21 protein-coding genes and 1 riboswitch are annotated in these 18,200 nt (G+C 53.4%); of the genes, 11 read left to right on the top strand and 10 right to left on the bottom strand.

Features of this window, described 5'->3' with window-relative positions:
- Positions 1-66 precede the first annotated feature (66 nt).
- Positions 67-858, top strand: a complete 792-nt coding sequence (gene kdgR, locus AAIR21_RS00415) for a DNA-binding transcriptional regulator KdgR (protein WP_014170608.1) — start codon at positions 67-69, stop codon at positions 856-858.
- Positions 859-922: 64 nt separating this feature from the next.
- Here the strand turns inward: kdgR and AAIR21_RS00410 are convergent, their stop codons facing one another.
- Complete coding sequence (locus AAIR21_RS00410; protein ID WP_020883418.1) at positions 923-1,162, bottom strand: YobH family protein; 240 nt, start codon at positions 1,160-1,162, stop codon at positions 923-925.
- 159 nt (positions 1,163-1,321) lie between these two features.
- On the opposite strand from AAIR21_RS00410, the gene mgrB reads away from it, so the two are divergent.
- From mgrB to rlmA, 7 genes are all read left to right on the top strand, one after another.
- Positions 1,322-1,465, top strand: a complete 144-nt coding sequence (mgrB, locus tag AAIR21_RS00405) for a PhoP/PhoQ regulator MgrB (protein ID WP_014170606.1) — start codon at positions 1,322-1,324, stop codon at positions 1,463-1,465.
- A 74-nt stretch (positions 1,466-1,539) separates the two neighbouring features.
- Entirely contained in the window at positions 1,540-1,830 is a 291-nt protein-coding gene (locus AAIR21_RS00400) for a YebO family protein (RefSeq protein ID WP_020883419.1), read from the top strand.
- A gap of 23 nt (positions 1,831-1,853) precedes the next feature.
- The gene (locus tag AAIR21_RS00395) at positions 1,854-2,843 is read left to right on the top strand and encodes an MBL fold metallo-hydrolase (RefSeq protein WP_020883420.1); all 990 of its coding nucleotides are present in this window, start codon (positions 1,854-1,856) and stop codon (positions 2,841-2,843) included.
- Positions 2,844-3,368: 525 nt separating this feature from the next.
- Entirely contained in the window at positions 3,369-3,485 is a 117-nt protein-coding gene (locus tag AAIR21_RS00390) for a DUF2627 domain-containing protein (RefSeq protein WP_032611517.1), read from the top strand.
- A gap of 39 nt (positions 3,486-3,524) precedes the next feature.
- Complete coding sequence (gene cspE, locus AAIR21_RS00385; protein WP_001062678.1) at positions 3,525-3,734, top strand: transcription antiterminator/RNA stability regulator CspE; 210 nt, start codon at positions 3,525-3,527, stop codon at positions 3,732-3,734.
- A gap of 231 nt (positions 3,735-3,965) precedes the next feature.
- Positions 3,966-5,672 (top strand): peptidoglycan glycosyltransferase FtsI, encoded by a 1,707-nt coding sequence (gene ftsI / locus AAIR21_RS00380; protein ID WP_020883421.1) that lies wholly within the window; start codon positions 3,966-3,968, stop codon positions 5,670-5,672.
- 67 nt (positions 5,673-5,739) lie between these two features.
- Positions 5,740-6,555: a 23S rRNA (guanine(745)-N(1))-methyltransferase gene (gene rlmA, locus AAIR21_RS00375; RefSeq protein WP_020883422.1), complete on the top strand. Its 816-nt coding sequence runs from the start codon at positions 5,740-5,742 to the stop codon at positions 6,553-6,555.
- On the opposite strand, the gene mntP is transcribed toward rlmA, so the two are convergent.
- The 5 genes from mntP to manX all read right to left on the bottom strand — a co-directional run bounded on the left by mntP (position 6,552) and on the right by manX (position 10,704).
- Positions 6,552-7,118, bottom strand: coding sequence for a manganese efflux pump MntP (gene mntP, locus AAIR21_RS00370; protein ID WP_014170601.1), 567 nt, complete (start codon positions 7,116-7,118; stop codon positions 6,552-6,554). The two genes, rlmA and mntP, sit on opposite strands and share 4 nt — an antisense overlap.
- Positions 7,119-7,128: 10 nt before the next feature.
- Positions 7,129-7,318, bottom strand: a riboswitch (yybP-ykoY riboswitch).
- Positions 7,319-7,516: 198 nt separating this feature from the next.
- The gene (locus AAIR21_RS00365; protein WP_014170600.1) at positions 7,517-7,975 is read right to left on the bottom strand and encodes a DUF986 family protein; all 459 of its coding nucleotides are present in this window, start codon (positions 7,973-7,975) and stop codon (positions 7,517-7,519) included.
- A 54-nt stretch (positions 7,976-8,029) separates the two neighbouring features.
- Positions 8,030-8,881, bottom strand: coding sequence for a PTS mannose transporter subunit IID (locus AAIR21_RS00360; RefSeq protein WP_006810994.1), 852 nt, complete (start codon positions 8,879-8,881; stop codon positions 8,030-8,032).
- Between the two features lie 12 nt (positions 8,882-8,893).
- Positions 8,894-9,694 (bottom strand): PTS mannose transporter subunit IIC, encoded by an 801-nt coding sequence (manY, locus tag AAIR21_RS00355; protein WP_014170599.1) that lies wholly within the window; start codon positions 9,692-9,694, stop codon positions 8,894-8,896.
- 47 nt (positions 9,695-9,741) lie between these two features.
- Positions 9,742-10,704 carry a PTS mannose transporter subunit IIAB gene (manX, locus tag AAIR21_RS00350; protein ID WP_014170598.1) on the bottom strand — a complete coding sequence of 321 codons (963 nt, stop codon included), beginning with the start codon at positions 10,702-10,704 and terminating at the stop codon, positions 9,742-9,744.
- 265 nt (positions 10,705-10,969) lie between these two features.
- Here manX and AAIR21_RS00345 point away from each other — a divergent pair, with 265 nt between their 5' ends.
- Both AAIR21_RS00345 and yoaE read left to right on the top strand, forming a co-directional pair.
- Entirely contained in the window at positions 10,970-11,179 is a 210-nt protein-coding gene (locus AAIR21_RS00345) for a protein YoaL (RefSeq protein ID WP_071605456.1), read from the top strand.
- Entirely contained in the window at positions 11,167-12,726 is a 1,560-nt protein-coding gene (gene yoaE / locus AAIR21_RS00340; RefSeq protein WP_014170597.1) for a CNNM family cation transport protein YoaE, read from the top strand. Before AAIR21_RS00345 ends, yoaE begins: the two co-directional genes overlap by 13 nt.
- A 6-nt stretch (positions 12,727-12,732) precedes the next feature.
- Here the strand turns inward: yoaE and AAIR21_RS00335 are convergent, their stop codons facing one another.
- The 4 genes from AAIR21_RS00335 to pabB all read right to left on the bottom strand — a co-directional run bounded on the left by AAIR21_RS00335 (position 12,733) and on the right by pabB (position 17,953).
- Positions 12,733-14,331, bottom strand: coding sequence for an EAL domain-containing protein (locus AAIR21_RS00335; protein ID WP_020883423.1), 1,599 nt, complete (start codon positions 14,329-14,331; stop codon positions 12,733-12,735).
- Positions 14,332-14,472: 141 nt separating this feature from the next.
- Positions 14,473-15,837 (bottom strand): L-serine ammonia-lyase, encoded by a 1,365-nt coding sequence (gene sdaA / locus AAIR21_RS00330; RefSeq protein WP_020883424.1) that lies wholly within the window; start codon positions 15,835-15,837, stop codon positions 14,473-14,475.
- A gap of 184 nt (positions 15,838-16,021) precedes the next feature.
- Entirely contained in the window at positions 16,022-16,600 is a 579-nt protein-coding gene (locus AAIR21_RS00325; protein ID WP_014170594.1) for a CoA pyrophosphatase, read from the bottom strand.
- A gap of 6 nt (positions 16,601-16,606) precedes the next feature.
- Entirely contained in the window at positions 16,607-17,953 is a 1,347-nt protein-coding gene (pabB, locus tag AAIR21_RS00320; protein ID WP_183516245.1) for an aminodeoxychorismate synthase component 1, read from the bottom strand.
- Between the two features lie 61 nt (positions 17,954-18,014).
- Between pabB and AAIR21_RS00315 the strand changes: the two genes are divergently transcribed.
- Complete coding sequence (locus tag AAIR21_RS00315) at positions 18,015-18,197, top strand: YoaH family protein (protein ID WP_020883426.1); 183 nt, start codon at positions 18,015-18,017, stop codon at positions 18,195-18,197.
- Positions 18,198-18,200 lie beyond the last annotated feature (3 nt).

The raw sequence follows: 18,200 nt of genomic DNA, 5'->3' as shown, positions 1-18,200 counted from the left end.
ACATGACGGGAATTTATAATAAAAACCGGTTCTGATTTTTATAAAACACTCTCTATGAGGTGGTAAATGGCAATTGCAGATTTGGATAAACAGCCAGATTCTGTTTCTTCCGTGCTGAAGGTGTTTGGCATCTTACAGGCGCTCGGAGAAGAGCGTGAAATTGGTATTACAGAGTTGTCGCAGCGTGTGATGATGTCGAAAAGCACCGTTTATCGCTTTTTGCAAACCATGAAGTCACTGGGTTACGTCGCACAGGAAGGCGAGTCTGAAAAGTATTCTCTGACGCTGAAACTGTTCGAGCTCGGGGCCCGTGCGCTGCAAAACGTGGATTTGATCCGCAGCGCAGATATCCAGATGCGTGAGATCTCTCGCCTGACCAAAGAGACTATCCACCTGGGGGCACTGGATGAAGACAGCATTGTCTACATCCATAAAATCGACTCCATGTACAACCTGCGCATGTATTCACGCATCGGTCGTCGTAATCCGCTTTACAGTACCGCGATTGGCAAAGTGCTGCTGGCGTGGCGCGATCGCGAAGAAGTGAAGCAGATCCTCGAAGGCGTGGAGTATAAGCGCAGTACTGAACGCACTATTACCAGCACTGACGAATTATTGGCCGTGCTCGACAAAGTACGTGAGCAGGGGTATGGCGAAGATAACGAAGAGCAGGAAGAAGGGCTGCGCTGTATCGGTGTGCCGGTATTTGACCGCTTTGGCGTTGTCATTGCCGGGCTGAGTATCTCTTTCCCGACCCTGCGCTTTTCTGAAGAACGTCTGCATGAGTATGTGGCGATTCTCCATACAGCCGCACGCAAGATTTCTGAACAAATGGGCTATAACGACTACCCGTTCTGATCCTTACGGGCACAAAAAACGCCGCACACAGTGCGGCGTTTTTTGTCAGTATCAATCGGGGTGATTAGCCGTTATCAATGACGACGGATGTTTTACGCAGAACCGGGCAGTTGGTTAAACCAATGATCCCGCTGTCTGAATGAATATATTGTGCCGTGCTCATGCCCTGCGCGGTCATGTATTTGCATTGAATACCTAATCCAGCGGCGTTTTCGGTGCTTCCCACAAGCACGCCATAGCCGGTTAACAGAAGGCCAACCCATACTACGGCCAGTGCAATAATTGTACGAATGATTAAATGCATCATTGCCTCTTTATCTTTGTTGTCATGCAGTAAGCCTAAACGGTTTACTCTATGAAACAAGTGCATGATTCTGAAAACGACCAGATGGCGGTACAGTTAGTCCTTGTTTAAGATAGCCGTGATAACCTGGTTATATCGGGCCTTTAGACGGAGTGTGGAGTGAAAAAAATACGCTGGGTGATTCTGATTATTGTGCTGGTAGCCTGTGTGGTGTTGTGGACGCAGACTATCAATGTGATGTGCGATCAGGATGTACAGTTTTTTAGCGGCGTTTGCGCAATCAATAAGTTTATTCCGTGGTAACACGCATTTTTTCTCAAGGTGATTTCCTTCCTTCGCACCAGTGGTAAGATAGACGTTTTTATTGAGGTGGTGAAATGGGTGAGTTACTGAATTCAGGGCTGCTAAATATGGCATCCCTGATGATCTCGTTGGTTGTTCTGCTGGTGGGGCTTGTCATTTGGTTTTTCGTAAACCGTGCCAGTTCCCGTACAAACGAGCAGATCGAACTGCTGGAAGCGCTGCTTGACCAACAAAAACGTCAGAATGCGCTGTTACGTCGTCTGTGCGAGGCTAACGAACCAGAAGAGAAAGCGTCGGCGAAAGACGCGGTTGCTGAAGACAACACTGAGCAGGATGACTTTATCCGCCTGGTGGCTGAGCGTTAATTTGTCTTATCCGGGAGGTGGCTGTGGTCTGGAAAAATCCCTGGTATGACCCCTCCCTGAAACATCACACGCCGAACGGTTTTCGTAATACTGACCCCGTCGGGCATCAGCCCGGTGACGTTGATCGCTGGCGAAAAGCGCGCAAAGAAGCTGGCTTACCCCGCCCCCCGGCAAACGGATATGAGGACTTTATCCGCCAGTGGTGGCAGCCGGCAACGCTTAAGCAGCCGCAGGAAAATGGGGTATGGTGGCTCGGACACGCAAGCCTGTTGTTGCACATTGATGGCAACACTCTGCTGACCGACCCTGTTTTTTCTCGTCGCGCCTCTCCCTTACCTTTCCTCGGACCACAACGTAGAACGCCTCCCGCTCTGTCTGTCGAACAGCTCCAGCAGCTCGATGCAGTGGTTATTTCCCATAATCATTACGATCATCTGGATGACGCGACCATTCGCCGGATCCTTAAACGCTTCCCCGACGTCACTCTGTTTGTTCCCCTAGGTCTGGCAGTCTGGTTTCGCCGCCGGGGGGCAAGACGCATTGTTGAGCTCGACTGGTGGCAGAGTTTCACCTGGCAGGGGATAACGCTGTCCGCCGTACCGGCGCAGCACTGGAGTATGCGCACGCTCTGGAACCGCAATCGTTCCCTGTGGTGTGGCTGGGTGTTTGAAGGGCGGCATCATCGTTTCTGGTTTAGCGGCGACACGGGCTATTCACCTGAACTGCTGCGAATACCGGAAAGGCTGGGTAAAATTGACGCCGCGGCGTTGCCCGTTGGCGCTTATGCACCACGGTGGTTCATGGCCGTACATCATATGGATCCGCAATCTGCCGTTGCGTTGTGGCAACAGTTGGGATGCCCACTGGCGTTTCCCATTCACTGGGGCGTGTTTGAACTGGCTGATGAATCGCTTGATGACCCCGTGCGAGAGTTAACTGCAGTCCTCGATAATTTAGCACCGGTTAATAATTCCTTCAGGATACTGAAAATTGGTGAATATTTATCCTTATAAACGAAGCGCTGGATTGTTGCATATATTCTGTATGTCTAAGGTCTAAAGAATGTTTTATTTTTATCGAAACGTTTTGCTTGCCTTGTTTTGATGCAGAGTCATAAAAATTTCATTATTTTGGTGCATAACATTCTTTATTAGCTGGTGCTTTTTAATACAGTTTAGCGTGAAGGATTAACATTGTATTTCCACTGTAACAATACAGGGGCGTTACAATGATTTAAGCATAAGTTTTCACAAATTGTTCTAACTCAATCAATGTAGGGGTTTTTCTTAGCGGGTTGCTGGACGCACTGGAATGATTGAGCTATGTTAAAAAAGTCTTAGATAACAGCGGTTGTGAAAGCAACGGCGAGTCTGTGTAAGTGAGCAGGGCTGTCCATATGTCATGCGCATAATTGTGCAAAAGCATACCGGCACAGTTCGAATTTGTGCGGCGGATCGAGACATGTTTAAAAATGGCTTGCCATATTAAACATAGTGTGTGATAACACGTTTTGGGTCAAACGAGGTACAGTTCTGTTTATGTGTGGCATTTTCAGTAAAGAAGTCCTGAGTAAACACGTTGTCGTTGAATACCGCTTCTCTGCCGAACCTTATATTAGTGCCTCATGCAGTAATGTCTCAGTTTTATCTCAGTAATGCCTGCGGGCTAAGAAAACACTCTAAGGAATTTTGCAAATGGCAAAGATTAAAGGTCAAGTTAAGTGGTTCAACGAGTCTAAAGGTTTTGGTTTCATTACTCCTGCTGACGGCAGCAAAGACGTGTTCGTACACTTCTCTGCAATCCAGGGTAACGGCTTCAAAACTCTGGCTGAAGGCCAGAACGTTGAGTTCGAAATTCAGGACGGCCAGAAAGGCCCAGCTGCAGTTAACGTAACTGCTATCTGATCGAACCACTGCTGACTGAAGCACGTAGTACTTCACTCTCAGACATAAAGCCTCGCATATAGCGGGGCTTTTTTATGTGCCTTATCTTTCAAAATATTACCATCCCCGCTCTTGTTAGTAACTTGTTGCAAAGCTACGAGGTTAGTAGCACTGTTTTCCCTCCCTCTGGCCGTCTTTTCCCGTTAAATCAGGGCGTTGTTTAACAGTCCTGGGGTTCAGGTGAAGAAGAAAATGAAAACGACCGCCGGCAATTTCACACCGGCGCGTTTTGCGCTGCTCTGTTTAGCCATTTTTTGCAGTCTGGCGTTTTTGCTGGGCCGCGTTGCCTGGCTGCAAATTATTAAACCTGACAACCTGGTCAAGCAGGAGGATATGCGATCGCTACGCGAACTGCCGATTGATGCTCCCCGCGGAATGATCATGGATCGTGAGGGCCGGCCGCTGGCGGTCAGTGTCCCGGTCAGGGCCGTGTGGGCCGACCCAAAAACGGTGCTGGCAAAAGGGGGCGTGGGCTTTGACGATCGCTGGCAGGCGCTGGCGAATGCGTTACATCTCTCCCTGAACACCCTGTCATCACGGATTAACGCGAATCCACAGGGGAGATTCATCTACCTTGCCCGGCAGGTGGATCCTGCGCAGGCAAAATGGATCGATAAGCTGAATTTGCCGGGTATCAATTTACGCGATGAATCACGCCGTTTCTATCCTGCCGGGCATGTGGCGGCAAACCTGATTGGTTTCACCAATATTGACGGTCAGGGCATTGAGGGGGTGGAGAAAAGTTTCAACACCCAGCTAACAGGCAAGCCGGGCGTCCGGCAGGTCAGGGAAGACCGTTACGGTCGCGTGGTGGAGAATCTGACGGAAGTCGCGCCGGTGCCTGCGCACAATATTCAGCTCAGTATTGATGAGCGCCTGCAAACCATCACCGAAGATGCGCTTGATAACGCAGTGGCCTGGAACAAGGCGGAGTCGGGGGCATCAGTGCTCATTAATATCCCCACCGGTGAAATCCTCGCGATGGCGAGCTATCCGGATTTCAACCCCAATAACCGCCAAGGCGCGACAATAGACGATTTTCGTAACCGTGCCATCAGCGATACGTTCGAGCCAGGTTCAACCGTGAAGCCGCTTGTGCTGATGACGGCATTGCAACAGGGGCTGGTGCAGCCTGACAGCGTCATTGACACCCATCCGTATATGCTTGACGGGCACCGTATTCGGGACGTGGGTTACTACCCTGAACTCTCGATGACCGGGATCCTGCAAAAATCGAGCGACACCGGCGTATCGCGCCTCTCGCTGGCGATGCCTGTTCAGCATCTGATTGATACCTACCGGAACTTTGGTTTTGGTACAAACACCGGGCTTGGCTTAACCGGCGAGAGCGCCGGTCTGTTACCCCAGCGTAAATACTGGAGCCAGCTCGACAGAGCGACCTTCGCCTTTGGCTATGGCCTGATGGTTACCCCCCTCCAGCTGGCGCACGTCTATGCCACCATCGGCGGCTTCGGGCTGGAACGGCCCCTCTCAATTACCCGTATCGATCCGCCCGTTATCGGGCACAGAGTCATGCCGGAAGAGATTGCTCATCAGGTCGAGCATATGATGGAGAGCGTTGCGCTGCCGGGTGGGGGCGGCGTTAAGGCTGCGGTACGTGATTACCGTGTGGCGGTGAAAACCGGTACGGCGAAGAAAATCGATGATAGCGGCAAATATGTCGATAAATACGTTGCCTATACCGCGGGCGTCGCGCCTGCCAGCGATCCGCGTTTTGCGCTGGTGGTCGTGATTAACGATCCTCAAAACGGGGCGTACTATGGCGGCGCCGTCTCCGCACCGGTATTCAGCGAGATTATGGGTAACGTATTGCGTCTTGAGAACGTCAAACCCGATGGTCTGGCGCCTGATTCCTCGCACCTAATCGTCATGCGTTAACCCAGGCGTTTTATACCGGGGCGAATAGCGGTACACTTCGCCCTTTGATTTACGCCCCGGAGCTGCCATGTCCTTCAGTTGTCCCCTTTGCCACGCGCGTCTGACGCGATCAGAAAAAAGTTATGCCTGTCCGCAGGGACATCAGTTTGATATGGCAAAAGAAGGCTACGTGAATCTTCTGCCGGTGCAGCATAAGCGCTCGCGCGATCCGGGTGACAGTGCTGAGATGATGCAGGCACGCCGGGCATTTCTCGACGCCGGGCACTATCAGCCACTCAGAGAGGCCGTCGCGCAATTGCTGGAAGATAATCTGACTGACAGTGCAGCAGGCGTGCTGGATATTGGCTGCGGGGAAGGGTATTACACCGCGCGGTTTGCTGAGGTTGCACAAGAGAAGGGTGCGCAGACATTTGGTCTGGATGTTTCCAAAGTGGCTATCCGCGCGGCGGCAAAACGCTACTCCGGCGTGACGTACTGCGTGGCATCGAGCCACCGACTGCCGTTTGACGATGCCAGCATGGATGCGGTTATCCGCATCTATGCGCCCTGTAAGGCGCAGGAGCTGGCACGCGTTATCAAACCGGGCGGATGGGTCATTACCGTCACGCCAGGTCCCCGACATCTGATGGAGCTTAAAGGGCTTATCTATGATGATGTTCGGCTGCATGCGCCACATTCTGAGCAACTGGCGGGCTTTGCGCTGAAGCAGGAGCAGACGCTGGCCTACGAGATGAACCTGGCAGGGGAAGAAGCTGTAGCGTTGTTGCAGATGACGCCATTTGCATGGCGGGCGAAACCGGACGTGTGGGAAACCTTAGCGAAGCAAACAACGTTTCGCTGCCAGACGGATTTCAGTATCCACTGCTGGCAGAGCGAAGATTAACCGGCGAAGTGTGCCCAGAGGATCTGGGCACCAATGCCAATCAGCACGATACCGCCCAGGATCTCGGCGCGTTTGCCCAGCAGAGGGCCAATAAACCGCCCAACCATCATTCCCAGCGTCGACATAATCAGCGTGGCACAACCAATGGCCAGCGCGGTCGCAATAATATTGACCTGCAGGAATGCCAGGCCTACACCGACGGCCATGGCGTCGAGACTGGTGGCGATGGCAGTGGTCACCAGCAGCCAGAAACCGTGGCGGTGCTGCGGCTCGTCTTCCTCATCGCCATTGCCGCGAAAACCTTCAATCACCATTCGCCCCCCCAGAAATACGAGCAGCACGAAAGCGATCCAGTGGTTCCACTCCAGTATGAACTGGCTTGCCAGCATACCAAGACCCCAGCCGATGAGCGGTGTCAGCGTTTCGATAGCACCAAAGATAAGGCCTGTGCGTAGCGCTTCAGAGAATTTGGGTTTGTGCAGCGAGGCACCTTTACCGATGGAAGCGGCAAAAGCGTCCATGGACATACCGAAAGCAAGAAGAAGGGTTGCGGAGATATTCATTAAAGCGTCCAGACCGGGAGATATCCATATGACACATCACTGCCCCCAGTAAACAGCAGTTGATGTATCTATGGTCTCGCCTGACCGCCCTGCACAAATCTGTGCGGCAAACGGTCCGTACGTGCCACGTTTTTCAACGAGTATGTTGACACGTACATTTCCTGCGAACAGGAAATCAGCTACTCCCCAACGACGGGCGCAACCTTAACATATTTTGAGAATATAAAACAACAATGAAACGGCATTATTTCGCCAATGTGTTGATAACGATTTTCATTTAGATTTATGCGTGAAAATAACGTTAATAAATATAAGAGAAATGGCAGAATGGAATATAGCTTTGGCTATATCAGGTGCGCAAAATAAACGCAGAATATAGCCAAGGCTATGTAGTTAACTTACTGAGTTTTAAGCATTAGTTTGTATATTCTTTCCAGATCGTCAATATTCTTTACCCGAATAAGCAGCCGGCGTTGCTCTAATTGCATCACCAGTACACCGTCTTCCGATAAATTCATCTCTTTAATACGGTTATATTCTATCCATACATTGGCAAAGAAAAACCCGCGGCTTTTAAAAATGATTTTCGGAACACGGATCCAGAACAGATAAATCGCCATTAATGCCAGCGCACATAATAACCATGTGGTTAATATTGCACCATGACCGGTCACGTTGTTGTATATAAGAATGACGATGAGACCGGCGAAGATAAACGCATCCACGCGGCCGCGTCGCAGAAGGGGCAGGGAGAGCAGCGTTTCGCCGTGGCGGCGGGGCATGATGAACTCGTCATAGATCGCATATGCCAGAAGGGCCACAATAAACAAAACCAGTACGATGTCCGTGACAGTCATTCATCCTCCAGATAAAAAAACCGGGGGCAAGCCCCCGGCGTATTACGTGATGTCTTACAGGCCCAGCAGACCGACAGCGTAGCCCGCGATACCGATGACGAAGAAGCCAACAATGATCCACAGCGGGTTAACTTTCTTACGCAGCAGCCACATACAGGCGAAGGTCAGCAGCAGCGGTACCAGACCCGGCATCAGCTGGTCCAGAATCGTCTGCACGGTGGTAACACGGGTCTGACCATCCTGACCGGTGATGGTGGACACCACCAGCGGGATGTTCACGTGCGTCCACTTGTTAACCAGTGCCCCCATGACAAACAGGCCGAGGATTGACGCCCCCTCAGTCAGTTTCTGCAGGAAGCCGCCGCCCATATCCTTAACGATGTCCACCCCTTTACGGTAACCGTAAGCCACACCGTAGTAACGGGTCAGCAGACGCACCGCATTGAACAGGATGAAGAACAGCAGTGGCCCAAGCAGGCTTCCGCTCATGGCGATACCGGCACCCAGCGCCGCGAAGACCGGACGCACGGTACCCCAGAAGATCGGGTCACCGACGCCTGCCAGCGGACCCATCAGACCGACTTTGATACCGTTGATGGCACCATCGTCAATCTCTGCGCCGTTTGCACGCTGCTCTTCCATCGCCAACGTCACGCCCAGAACCGGAGCCGCCACATAGGGATGGGTGTTAAAGAATTCCAGGTGACGCTTAATCGCCTGACGGCGCGCTTCGTTGTTTTCCGGATACAGGCGTTTGATAGCCGGTACCATGGAGAAACAGAAGCCCAGCGCCTGCATACGTTCGAAGTTCCATGAACCCTGAAACAGGTTAGAACGGATGAACACGCCACGAATATCACCCGGAGTGAGTTTTTTCTCAGTGGTAGTTTTTGTCATATCAACCATTTCGCTCACCTGCTAGTCCAGTTCGTTATCGAGATCGTTATTACCAGCAGCCTGCGCTGGGGCACCCGCAACGCGGTTATATTTCGGGCTGAGCTGGATGTAGAGAATCGCCATCACTGCACCAATCACACCCAGCGCAACCAGGTTGAAGTTGGTGAACGCAGCAGTAACGAAGCCGAGGTAGAAGAACGGCATCAGGTAGCCTGCGCGCATCATATTGATAACCATCGCATAACCAACCACCACAATCATACCGCCTGCGATGTTCAGACCGCCGGTGACCACTTCTGGAATGGCGTTCAGCATGCTCTGTACTTCGCTGGTACCGACGGAGATCGCAACGATAACGGCCGGGATCGCGATACGCATCGCCTGCAGGAACAGGGACGAGACGTGGATCCAGGAGAGCGCCGTCAGGTTGCCATTTTCGGCCGCCTTATCCGCCGCGTGCTGGAAGGCCACGGTGATAGTACGCACGATGATGGTCAGTACCTGACCTGCTGCTGCCAGCGGGATGGCCAGGGCAATACCTGCACCGATACTCTGGTGACCGGCAATAACCAGAACCGTAGAAATGATGGACGCCAGCGCGGCATCAGGCGCAACTGCCGCACCGATGTTCATCCAGCCCAGGGCAATCATTTCCAGGGTACCACCGATGATGATCCCGGTTTTCATATCACCCAGAACGGCACCAATCAACGTACAGGCCACCAGAGGGCGGTGGAACTGAAATTCATCAAGTACGGATTCCATACCCGCAATACACGCGACGATGAACACCAGCACAATCTGAAGAGTGGTAATCTCCATTGTACTTCTCCTATTACATAAGCTTTATGTGAAAAACCGGCGCGGGCTTATTTCCCAACTTTACCGATCAGATCCATCATTTTCAGTTTCTGATCCGTGGAAACCTTACGGGCTTCCAGTTCGATACCGCGTGCATTCAGCTTGTTGAATGCCTCGATATCTTTCGCATCGACTGAAATGGCGTTGTTGACCTGCGTTTTGCCCTGACGGAATGCCATACCACCAATGTTTACGGAGGTAATTTTCACGCCGCCTTCAACCAGGCGTTCAACGTCTGTCGGGTTTGTGAACAGCAGCATCACGCGCTCGCCCGCATATTTCGGGTTGTTATAAACGCGGATCATTTTGGCGACATCCACCACGTGCGCGGTAACGCCAGGAGGAGCAACCTGTGTCAGAAGGGTTTTACGTACGGTATCAGCAGCAACTTCATCGCTGACGACAATAATGCGTCGAACGTTGGTCTCTTTGGTCCAGCGCGTTGCCACCTGGCCGTGGATTAAACGGTCATCGATACGGGCGAGGCCGATCACCATGTAATCATTCGGGCCCATGGGCTTCGCCGGGGCTGCAGCTTTTGGCGCCGCGGCCACTGGAGCAGGCTTCTCAACCGGTTGTGCTTTCAGCGCTTTCACGCCTTCGCGACCGGTTTCAACTGCCAGAGCGACCAGTTCATCGAAACTCGGATTGTCGTCGCGTGCCATGAAGGTTTCCACCAACATGGGGATATTCACCCCGGCGACAACTTCATAATGCTCTTTATCGACGACAATGCGGCTGGCAGCATTGAACGGACTGCCTCCCCATGTATCAACGAGAAACAGCACGCCTTTGCTGGTATCCAGTTTCTGCAGTTGAGCAGTGTACTTCTCAATCAGCGTTTCAGCGTTTTCACCGGGAACGAAATCGATCCAGCCGACGTTTTCCTGCTCACCCAACAGCATCTCTGCTGTTTTGAGTAACTGCTCTGCAGCCCAACCATGTGTGCCTATGACAATAGCAATGGTCACTTGCTACCTCCTTTTATTATCATTAATACGCCTGCCAGGCAGTCGCACTGTGAATCGTATCTGGCCAACCGAATCGATTCAGAAAAGGGTTAGAGTTAAAAAACTAAGACTTCCGCGAATTATTTTAGATAGTGAAAAAATAATTTATGTGATGAAGATCCGTAATTTAGCTATGGGTTACAGAATTATCTGTAAGGTAAAGCAGCTGTGTTACAGATCTTTGCAAAGGAACGTAAATCTTTGCTAAAAACGCATTGTCTCTGATATGTTTAGCCTCCGTTTAATTGTTCAGGAGTATAGGGCTACAGCCCACTATATGGACCGTCACCGACGTCAGTCATCCTCCAGGCCATTCCGCGCCTGTTTCACCGGCGATCCTCGCCACGTATCGACTCTGTCTGCCTCTGTTTTGCCCACGTTGAGTGGGGCACCGTTTGGTCATTCCGTTAGCAGGAGCGTTTCATGGAATTCTTAATGGACCCGTCAATCTGGGTGGGATTGCTCACGCTGGTCGTGCTTGAGATTGTTCTCGGCATTGATAACCTGGTGTTTATTGCCATCCTTGCGGACAAACTGCCGCCAAAACAACGTGATAAAGCGCGTCTGATCGGCCTCTCTCTGGCACTGGTCATGCGTCTGGCACTGCTGTCCGTGATCTCGTGGATGGTTACGCTGACGAAGCCGCTTTTTTCCGTCATGGATTTCACTTTCTCCGGCCGTGATTTGATCATGCTGCTCGGGGGGATATTCCTGCTTTTCAAAGCGACGACAGAGCTTCACGAGCGGCTGGAAAATCGCCAGCACGATGATGGACACGGTAAAGGCTATGCCAGCTTTTGGGTCGTGGTACTGCAGATCGTTGTGCTTGATGCGGTCTTCTCGCTGGATGCGGTGATCACGGCTGTCGGCATGGTGAACCACCTCCCGGTGATGATGGCTGCGGTGGTTATCGCGATGGCGGTGATGCTGCTGGCGTCTAAGCCACTGACGCGCTTTGTGAATCAGCATCCGACGGTCGTGGTGCTCTGCCTTAGCTTCCTGCTAATGATTGGTCTGAGCCTGGTGGCGGAAGGTTTTGGCTTCCATATACCAAAAGGCTACCTGTACGCAGCCATTGGCTTCTCGATCCTCATCGAGCTGTTTAACCAGATTGCACGACATAACTTTATCAAGCAGCAGTCTACCCAGCCGCTGCGTGCGCGTACGGCTGATGCGATTCTGCGTCTGATGGGCGGTCGCCGCCAGGTCAACGTGCAGAATGACAATGAAAGCCGTAACCCGGTTCCCGTCCCGGAAGGGGCATTTGTGGAAGAAGAGCGCTATATGATTAACGGCGTGCTCTCCCTGGCCTCCCGCTCGCTGCGCGGCATCATGACCCCGCGCGGTGAAATCAGCTGGGTCGATTCCCGCCTGAGCGTTGATGAGATTCGCCAGCAGTTGCTCTCTTCACCGCATAGCCTGTTCCCGGTATGCCGGGGTGAACTGGACGAGATCATCGGCGTGGTGCGTGCGAAAGAGATGCTGGTGGCGCTGGAAGAGGGGATTAACGTCGAAGCCGTCGCCGCCGCATCACCGGCGATTGTGGTGCCGGAAACGCTGGATCCTATCAACCTGCTTGGCGTCCTGCGCCGCGCACGCGGTAGCTTTGTTATCGTCACCAATGAATTTGGTGTGGTGCAGGGTCTGGTGACGCCGCTCGACGTGCTTGAAGCCATTGCCGGTGAATTCCCGGATGCGGATGAAACCCCGGAAATTGTCTCCGACGGTGACGGCTGGCTGGTGAAAGGCACCACCGATCTGCACGCGCTACAGCACACGCTGGGTCTGGAAAACATCATCAACGATGAAGAGGACATTGCGACCGTGGCTGGGCTGGTTATTGCCGTTAACGGACAAATCCCGCGGACCGGCGATATCATTGAACTGCCTCCGCTGCAGATCACGATAATCGAAGCGAATGACTATCGCGTCGATATGGTGCGCATTGTTAAAGAGCAGTCGGCCCACGACGAAGAAGAGTAACTGAGCCTAGCGTAACGGCATCAGCGGAACGATATGCCCGTTACGCGGTGCTGGCGGAGACGAACTCTCCGCCAGCCATTGCGGAAATTCCCTCAGCGGCATAGGCTGCGCAAACAAAAATCCCTGCAGTACCTCTACCCCGTGATGACGCAAATACCGCGCCTGCTCGGGCGTTTCTACCCCTTCAGCCACCAGCTCAATGCTAAGCCGTTGTCCGAGCGCAATGATGATGTCCGTCACCGTGGAGTTCACGGCATCAGTGCCGATAGCGCTGGTAAAAGACTTATCAATTTTCAGCACGTCCGGATGCAGCTTTTCCAGCCACGAGAGAGAGCTATTGCCGGTGCCAAAATCATCAATGGCCAGCTTCACGCCCTGACGGTGTAACTCTCTTACAATGCGATAATCCACGTCCTGCAGCGCGTCACGCTCCGTCAGCTCCACAATCAGCTGCTGGGTGGGATGCGCGCTGAACCAGTAGCGGTTCAGGTCCTGAATGAGCGTTCCATGCCGGAAATGGCTGGCGGCGGCGTTAATGCCAATGTGGAAGCCGGGCGTTGCCGGAAAATAGCCAATCTGACTCACCGTCTCGTTAATGACGTAACGTGTGAGAGGGATAATCAGGTTGTGCTCTTCGGCGAGCGGAATAAAAACGTCCGGGGAGATCCATCCCTGACGGGGGTTGTTCCAGCGCAGCAGGATCTCCACCCCCACGCATTTCTGCGTGCGGGCATTCAGCAGCGGCTGGCAAAACAGCTCAAATTCACGCGCGGCCAGGCCAAGGTTAATTTCCCAGGTAAAGCTCATGCGGTTCGCGGTCGCAAGCCAGGCGACGTAACCCATCAGGAGACTGAGCATCAGCGCCAGCGGCAGCTGAGAGGGCAAATATATCAACGCCAGCTCGCTGGCTCCCGGGCCACTGACGGTAATAGTGAACGGGAAATGGCTGGATTGCTGGCGCAGAACCCTCTCATCATCGTTTATTGTCAGCGAGTCGGAGACATTTTCACCGTAGCGCAGGTATTTATCCCCTACGGTCAGGGCCACGTCGGTGATAAGCGGGCGCTGTGGCTCCAGCATCAGGCGAGTGATGAGATCGATATTCACAATCTGCATCACCCCATCTTCTCCGCTATCAGAAACCGGATACCACTGGATCAGGATCGGGCTTCCCTTAAGCAAGGATTTGTCGGTGGAGAGCACCAGTTTTGTTTCGGCGGAGGGCAGGGCAGGCTGAATCTCTCGCAACGGGACGTCGCGATTGCCAAAAATACTTGAACAGTAAAGGATACCGTCTTTGACCAGTGCAATTGAGCGCACCGTTTGCAGTGAGGCCGCCTGTTTTCGTAACACTAAATGCGCCTGAGAGCAGGGCGCTCCGACCAGTGCCAGCAGCGGGTTGCGCCCTTTTTCCAGCGGCAATAAGACGTTATCCAGCACGTTGACGGAGTGCGCCGCAAAGTTCAGGGTGTTTTGCTGATTTACGTTACGCTGTGAAATAAAGCGTATACCCAGCGTAATGATGAGCGTAAGAAGCGCAACCATCACGCAGACGATGACGCGTTTTCGGCGATACTTTTTTATGATCCTCTGTGCTGTTTGCATGGGAGGCCGCCCAATACGCCTTCAGCACCAAAAGCCGAGGCAACACAGCAAGTGTAGTGGGGAAATATTAAGTCGACGAGAAAGGGATAAAAATTCGCCCATCCGTGGAAGATGGGCGAGAGAGGCGTTGAGGCGAAACGGTTAGTCGCACTGCACCTTTATCGCCAGACCGCCGCGGGAGGTCTCACGATATTTGGCGTTCATGTCTTTACCGGTTTCGTACATGGTCTCGATAACCTTGTCCAGAGAAACGCGTGGCTCGCTGGTACGGCGCATGGCCATACGCGTGGCGTTGATCGCTTTTACCGACGCGATAGCGTTACGTTCAATGCACGGTACCTGCACCTGACCCGCAACCGGATCACAGGTGAGACCGAGGTTATGTTCCATACCGATTTCAGCCGCCACACAGACCTGCTCCGGGCTGGCGCCCAGCAGCTCTGCAAGACCGGCCGCGGCCATAGAACAGGCCACGCCCACTTCACCCTGACAGCCCACTTCAGCGCCAGAGATAGACGCATTCATCTTGTACAGCGCACCAATCGCCCCTGCTGCCAGGAAGTAGCGAATGTAGATATCAGGCGTTACGGGTTCAATAAAGTGATCGTAGTAGGCCAGTACCGCCGGAACGATACCGCACGCGCCGTTCGTTGGTGCAGTCACCACCCGGCCACCCGCGGCGTTTTCTTCGTTCACCGCCAGCGCAAACATGTTCACCCAGTCGACCACGTTCATCGGGTCGTTAGAGAATTTGTCTGTGGTGACCAGCATACGGCGCAGCGCAGAGGCGCGACGCGGTACGCGCAGTGGCCCAGGCAGTACGCCTTCGGTGTTCATGCCGCGATCGATACAGGCCTGCATGGTTTGCCACACGTTCGCAAAATAGTCTTCAATTTCTTTTTTGCTGTGCAGCGCCAGTTCGTTCTGCATCACCATGCCGGAAAGTGACAGACCGGTTTCATGGCAGTAGTCCAGCATCTCTTTGGCGGACTTGAACGGGTAAGGTACGTTCACATCGCCCGTTGTATCTTTGCCAAAGTGTTCCTCATCAACGATAAAACCACCGCCAATGGAGTAATAGGTTTTGCTGTAGATCACTTTGTCGCCGTTAAAGGCGTGGATCTGCATACCGTTTTCATGCAGGGAGAGGTTATCGCTACGAAAACGCATGCCGTCATCATGCGGGAAATCCACTTCATGCTGACCGTTTGCCAGCAGCAGGCGGCCGCGCGTTTCCACGTCGCGGATAAATGCCGGAATGGCATCAATATCTACGGTATCCGGCATATTGCCCGCCAGACCCATAATAATGGCGATATCGGTGTGGTGGCCTTTACCCGTTAATGACAGTGAGCCGTAAACATCCACGGCGACACGGGTAACGCTTTCCAGTAATCCTTTTTCGACCAGATCATCGACGAACTGTTTACCGGCCTTCATCGGGCCAACAGTATGGGAAGACGAAGGGCCAATTCCCACTTTGAACATGTCGAATATACTAATCACTTTCACACTCCTGACAGGGTTACCGGGGTTCCAGTAACGATGTTATAACTGCGCATAGTGTAAGAGGGAAGACCGACCTCGGCTTAACTATTCACATGAATTAAACTAATGGTTAACGATGGTTTTGCTAATAGCGCGACGCCGATCGCAAACCTGGCAGAAGAGGGTGGAATGTAAAGTATAGTCAAGGCTTCAGGCCGATTTGCAGCGCCAGTTCACGAATGATGCCCGCCGTCATGCCCCAGACAAAATAATGCTGATACCAGGACAACCACACACGGTGCGCATGACCCCGACGCTGGATATCCAGCGGATGATAACGCCCGAGCCGAAGAGCCTCTTCCAGCGGCATCTCAAACACCGCAGACACTTCATCGACGCTGGCGTGATATTGCAGATCCGGCGGGATAATGCCGACCACCGGTGTGACCTGAAAACCGGTCACGCTGTCGACCGGCGGCAGCACGCCAATGATCTCAACCGCTTCAGGCGGAATGGCGACCTCTTCCTGGGCTTCGCGCAGCGCGGCAGCAATCAGCGAGGCGTCAGAACTGTCCACGGCGCCGCCCGGAAAGGCGACCTGACCGGCGTGCTTACGTAAATGTGGCGAACGCTGGGTGAGCAGCAGACCCGGCTGCTCACGACGGACCACCGGGATCAACACCGCTGCCTGACGTTGATTGAGGGCTTCGCGGCTCACGTTGGGCCGCAAAAGCTGAAAGCGCGACAGAAAATCATCCAGCGTCAGGTTCTCTTTTTCCACCCGTCATTACTCCAGTTGTTTCAGGATACGGTTAACTTTATCAAAGGTTTCCTGATATTCCGCATCGACCTGGCTATCCGCAACAATTCCGCCCCCTGCAGAACAGTACAGATTCCCGTTACAGGCGGTCAGCGTTCGAATGGTGATGCTGGTATCCAGCGTACCGCAGAGACTGATATAGCCAATGCTGCCGCACCAGGCGTTTCGACGATGCGGTTCCAGCTCATCGATTATTTGCATTGCCCGCACTTTAGGCGCGCCGGTTATTGAGCCCCCCGGGAACGCGGCGCGAAGCAGATCGCAGGCCGTGCGCGAGGCGGGCAGTTGTGCGGTAATGGTGCTGACCAGGTGATGCACCGCGGGGAACGGCTCGACGACAAACAGTTCAGGGACACGCACGCTTCCCGGTACAGCGACCCGGCCAATGTCGTTACGCATGAGGTCGACAATCATCAGGTTTTCAGCGCGATCTTTTAACGAGGCCGCCAGTTTTTCCGCCTGCTGGCGGTCGGCAACAGGATCGGCCAGGCGGGGAAGCGTGCCTTTAATCGGTCGCGTCTGAATAGTGCCATCGGCAAGATGAATAAAACGCTCGGGCGAGAGGCTCAGGATAGCGCCCTGTTCCAGGCGCAGAAATGCACTGAACGGTGCCCGGTTACTGGCGTTGAGGCGGGTAAATGCCTGCCACTCATCGCCTTCACAGGTTGCCTGAAAACGCTGGGCAAGGTTGACCTGATAGCAATCACCGCTCTGCAGATAGCCCTGAACCCGCTCAAACTTCGCGGCGTACTCCCGCGCGGTCATGTTGGCGCGCCAGGCAGAGGTCAGGTGGAAATCCGCTGTTGCGACGGGGACCTGTGCCTCAAGCCAGGCAAGCCGGGCGGACACATCCTGATGGCTGAGCAGAGAGACCGCCTGCTTGTGGTGATCGACGATTATTGCCCAGTCGTAAAGCCCCACCGCCATATCCGGCAGCGGAATGTCGTCCTGCGCAGTCTCCGGCAAGGTTTCGAAGCGGCGACCTAAATCATAGCCGAACAAGCCCAGCGCACCTCCCTGGAAGGGAAGGTCGGGATTTTGCGGAACGGTTAAGCTCAGCGCGTCCAGCGCCTGCTGAAGTAATGACAGCGGATCGTCCGTTGACTGCGTTTCGCCCGTCGTAGTCACATTCCCTTGTGTTATCAGGGTCTGCAGAGGGTCGGCAACCAGAATATCAAAGCGGCTATAGGGATGATCCGCATAACCGGAGTGCAGCAACATCGCAAAAGGAAGATGGCTGAGGCGGGCAAACCAGAATTCCGCGGCGTCTGAACGCCAGGGTAATGAAATGACTGTAGGGGGTAACGGGTTCATGTGTGGCATACTACCGGGCAGCGTGAAATAATTAGCGCGGATAATTTAGCAGGAGTTGACAATGTTTGCAGGTTTACCTTCTCTGAGCCATGACCAGCAGCAGAAAGCGGTTGAGCGTATTCAGGAACTGATGTCCCAGGGGATGAGCAGCGGACAGGCGATCACGCAAGTTGCTAATGAACTTCGCGCCACCCACACCGGCGAGCGGATCGTGGCGCGTTTTGAGGATGATGAAGAGGAGTAATCC

The sequence above is a fragment of the Enterobacter sp. PTB genome, assembly GCF_051130085.1.
GTDB classification, from domain to species: Bacteria; Pseudomonadota; Gammaproteobacteria; order Enterobacterales; family Enterobacteriaceae; genus Enterobacter; species Enterobacter ludwigii.
This window is presented reverse-complemented; position numbering and strand designations above follow the sequence as displayed.

Coding starts and splice junctions, on each gene's coding strand:
- AAIR21_RS00400 (WP_020883419.1), top strand. CDS start 1,540: ATGGGTGAGTTACTGAATTCAGGGCTGCTAAATATGGCATCCCTGATG.
- yoaE (WP_014170597.1), top strand. CDS start 11,167: ATGGAATTCTTAATGGACCCGTCAATCTGGGTGGGATTGCTCACGCTG.
- ftsI (WP_020883421.1), top strand. CDS start 3,966: ATGAAAACGACCGCCGGCAATTTCACACCGGCGCGTTTTGCGCTGCTC.
- AAIR21_RS00315 (WP_020883426.1), top strand. CDS start 18,015: ATGTTTGCAGGTTTACCTTCTCTGAGCCATGACCAGCAGCAGAAAGCG.
- rlmA (WP_020883422.1), top strand. CDS start 5,740: ATGTCCTTCAGTTGTCCCCTTTGCCACGCGCGTCTGACGCGATCAGAA.
- kdgR (WP_014170608.1), top strand. CDS start 67: ATGGCAATTGCAGATTTGGATAAACAGCCAGATTCTGTTTCTTCCGTG.
- AAIR21_RS00365 (WP_014170600.1), bottom strand. CDS start 7,975: ATGACTGTCACGGACATCGTACTGGTTTTGTTTATTGTGGCCCTTCTG.
- cspE (WP_001062678.1), top strand. CDS start 3,525: ATGGCAAAGATTAAAGGTCAAGTTAAGTGGTTCAACGAGTCTAAAGGT.
- AAIR21_RS00390 (WP_032611517.1), top strand. CDS start 3,369: ATGTGTGGCATTTTCAGTAAAGAAGTCCTGAGTAAACACGTTGTCGTT.
- pabB (WP_183516245.1), bottom strand. CDS start 17,953: ATGAACCCGTTACCCCCTACAGTCATTTCATTACCCTGGCGTTCAGAC.
- mntP (WP_014170601.1), bottom strand. CDS start 7,118: ATGAATATCTCCGCAACCCTTCTTCTTGCTTTCGGTATGTCCATGGAC.
- AAIR21_RS00335 (WP_020883423.1), bottom strand. CDS start 14,331: ATGCAAACAGCACAGAGGATCATAAAAAAGTATCGCCGAAAACGCGTC.
- AAIR21_RS00360 (WP_006810994.1), bottom strand. CDS start 8,881: ATGGTTGATATGACAAAAACTACCACTGAGAAAAAACTCACTCCGGGT.
- manY (WP_014170599.1), bottom strand. CDS start 9,694: ATGGAGATTACCACTCTTCAGATTGTGCTGGTGTTCATCGTCGCGTGT.
- AAIR21_RS00410 (WP_020883418.1), bottom strand. CDS start 1,162: ATGCATTTAATCATTCGTACAATTATTGCACTGGCCGTAGTATGGGTT.
- AAIR21_RS00345 (WP_071605456.1), top strand. CDS start 10,970: ATGTTTAGCCTCCGTTTAATTGTTCAGGAGTATAGGGCTACAGCCCAC.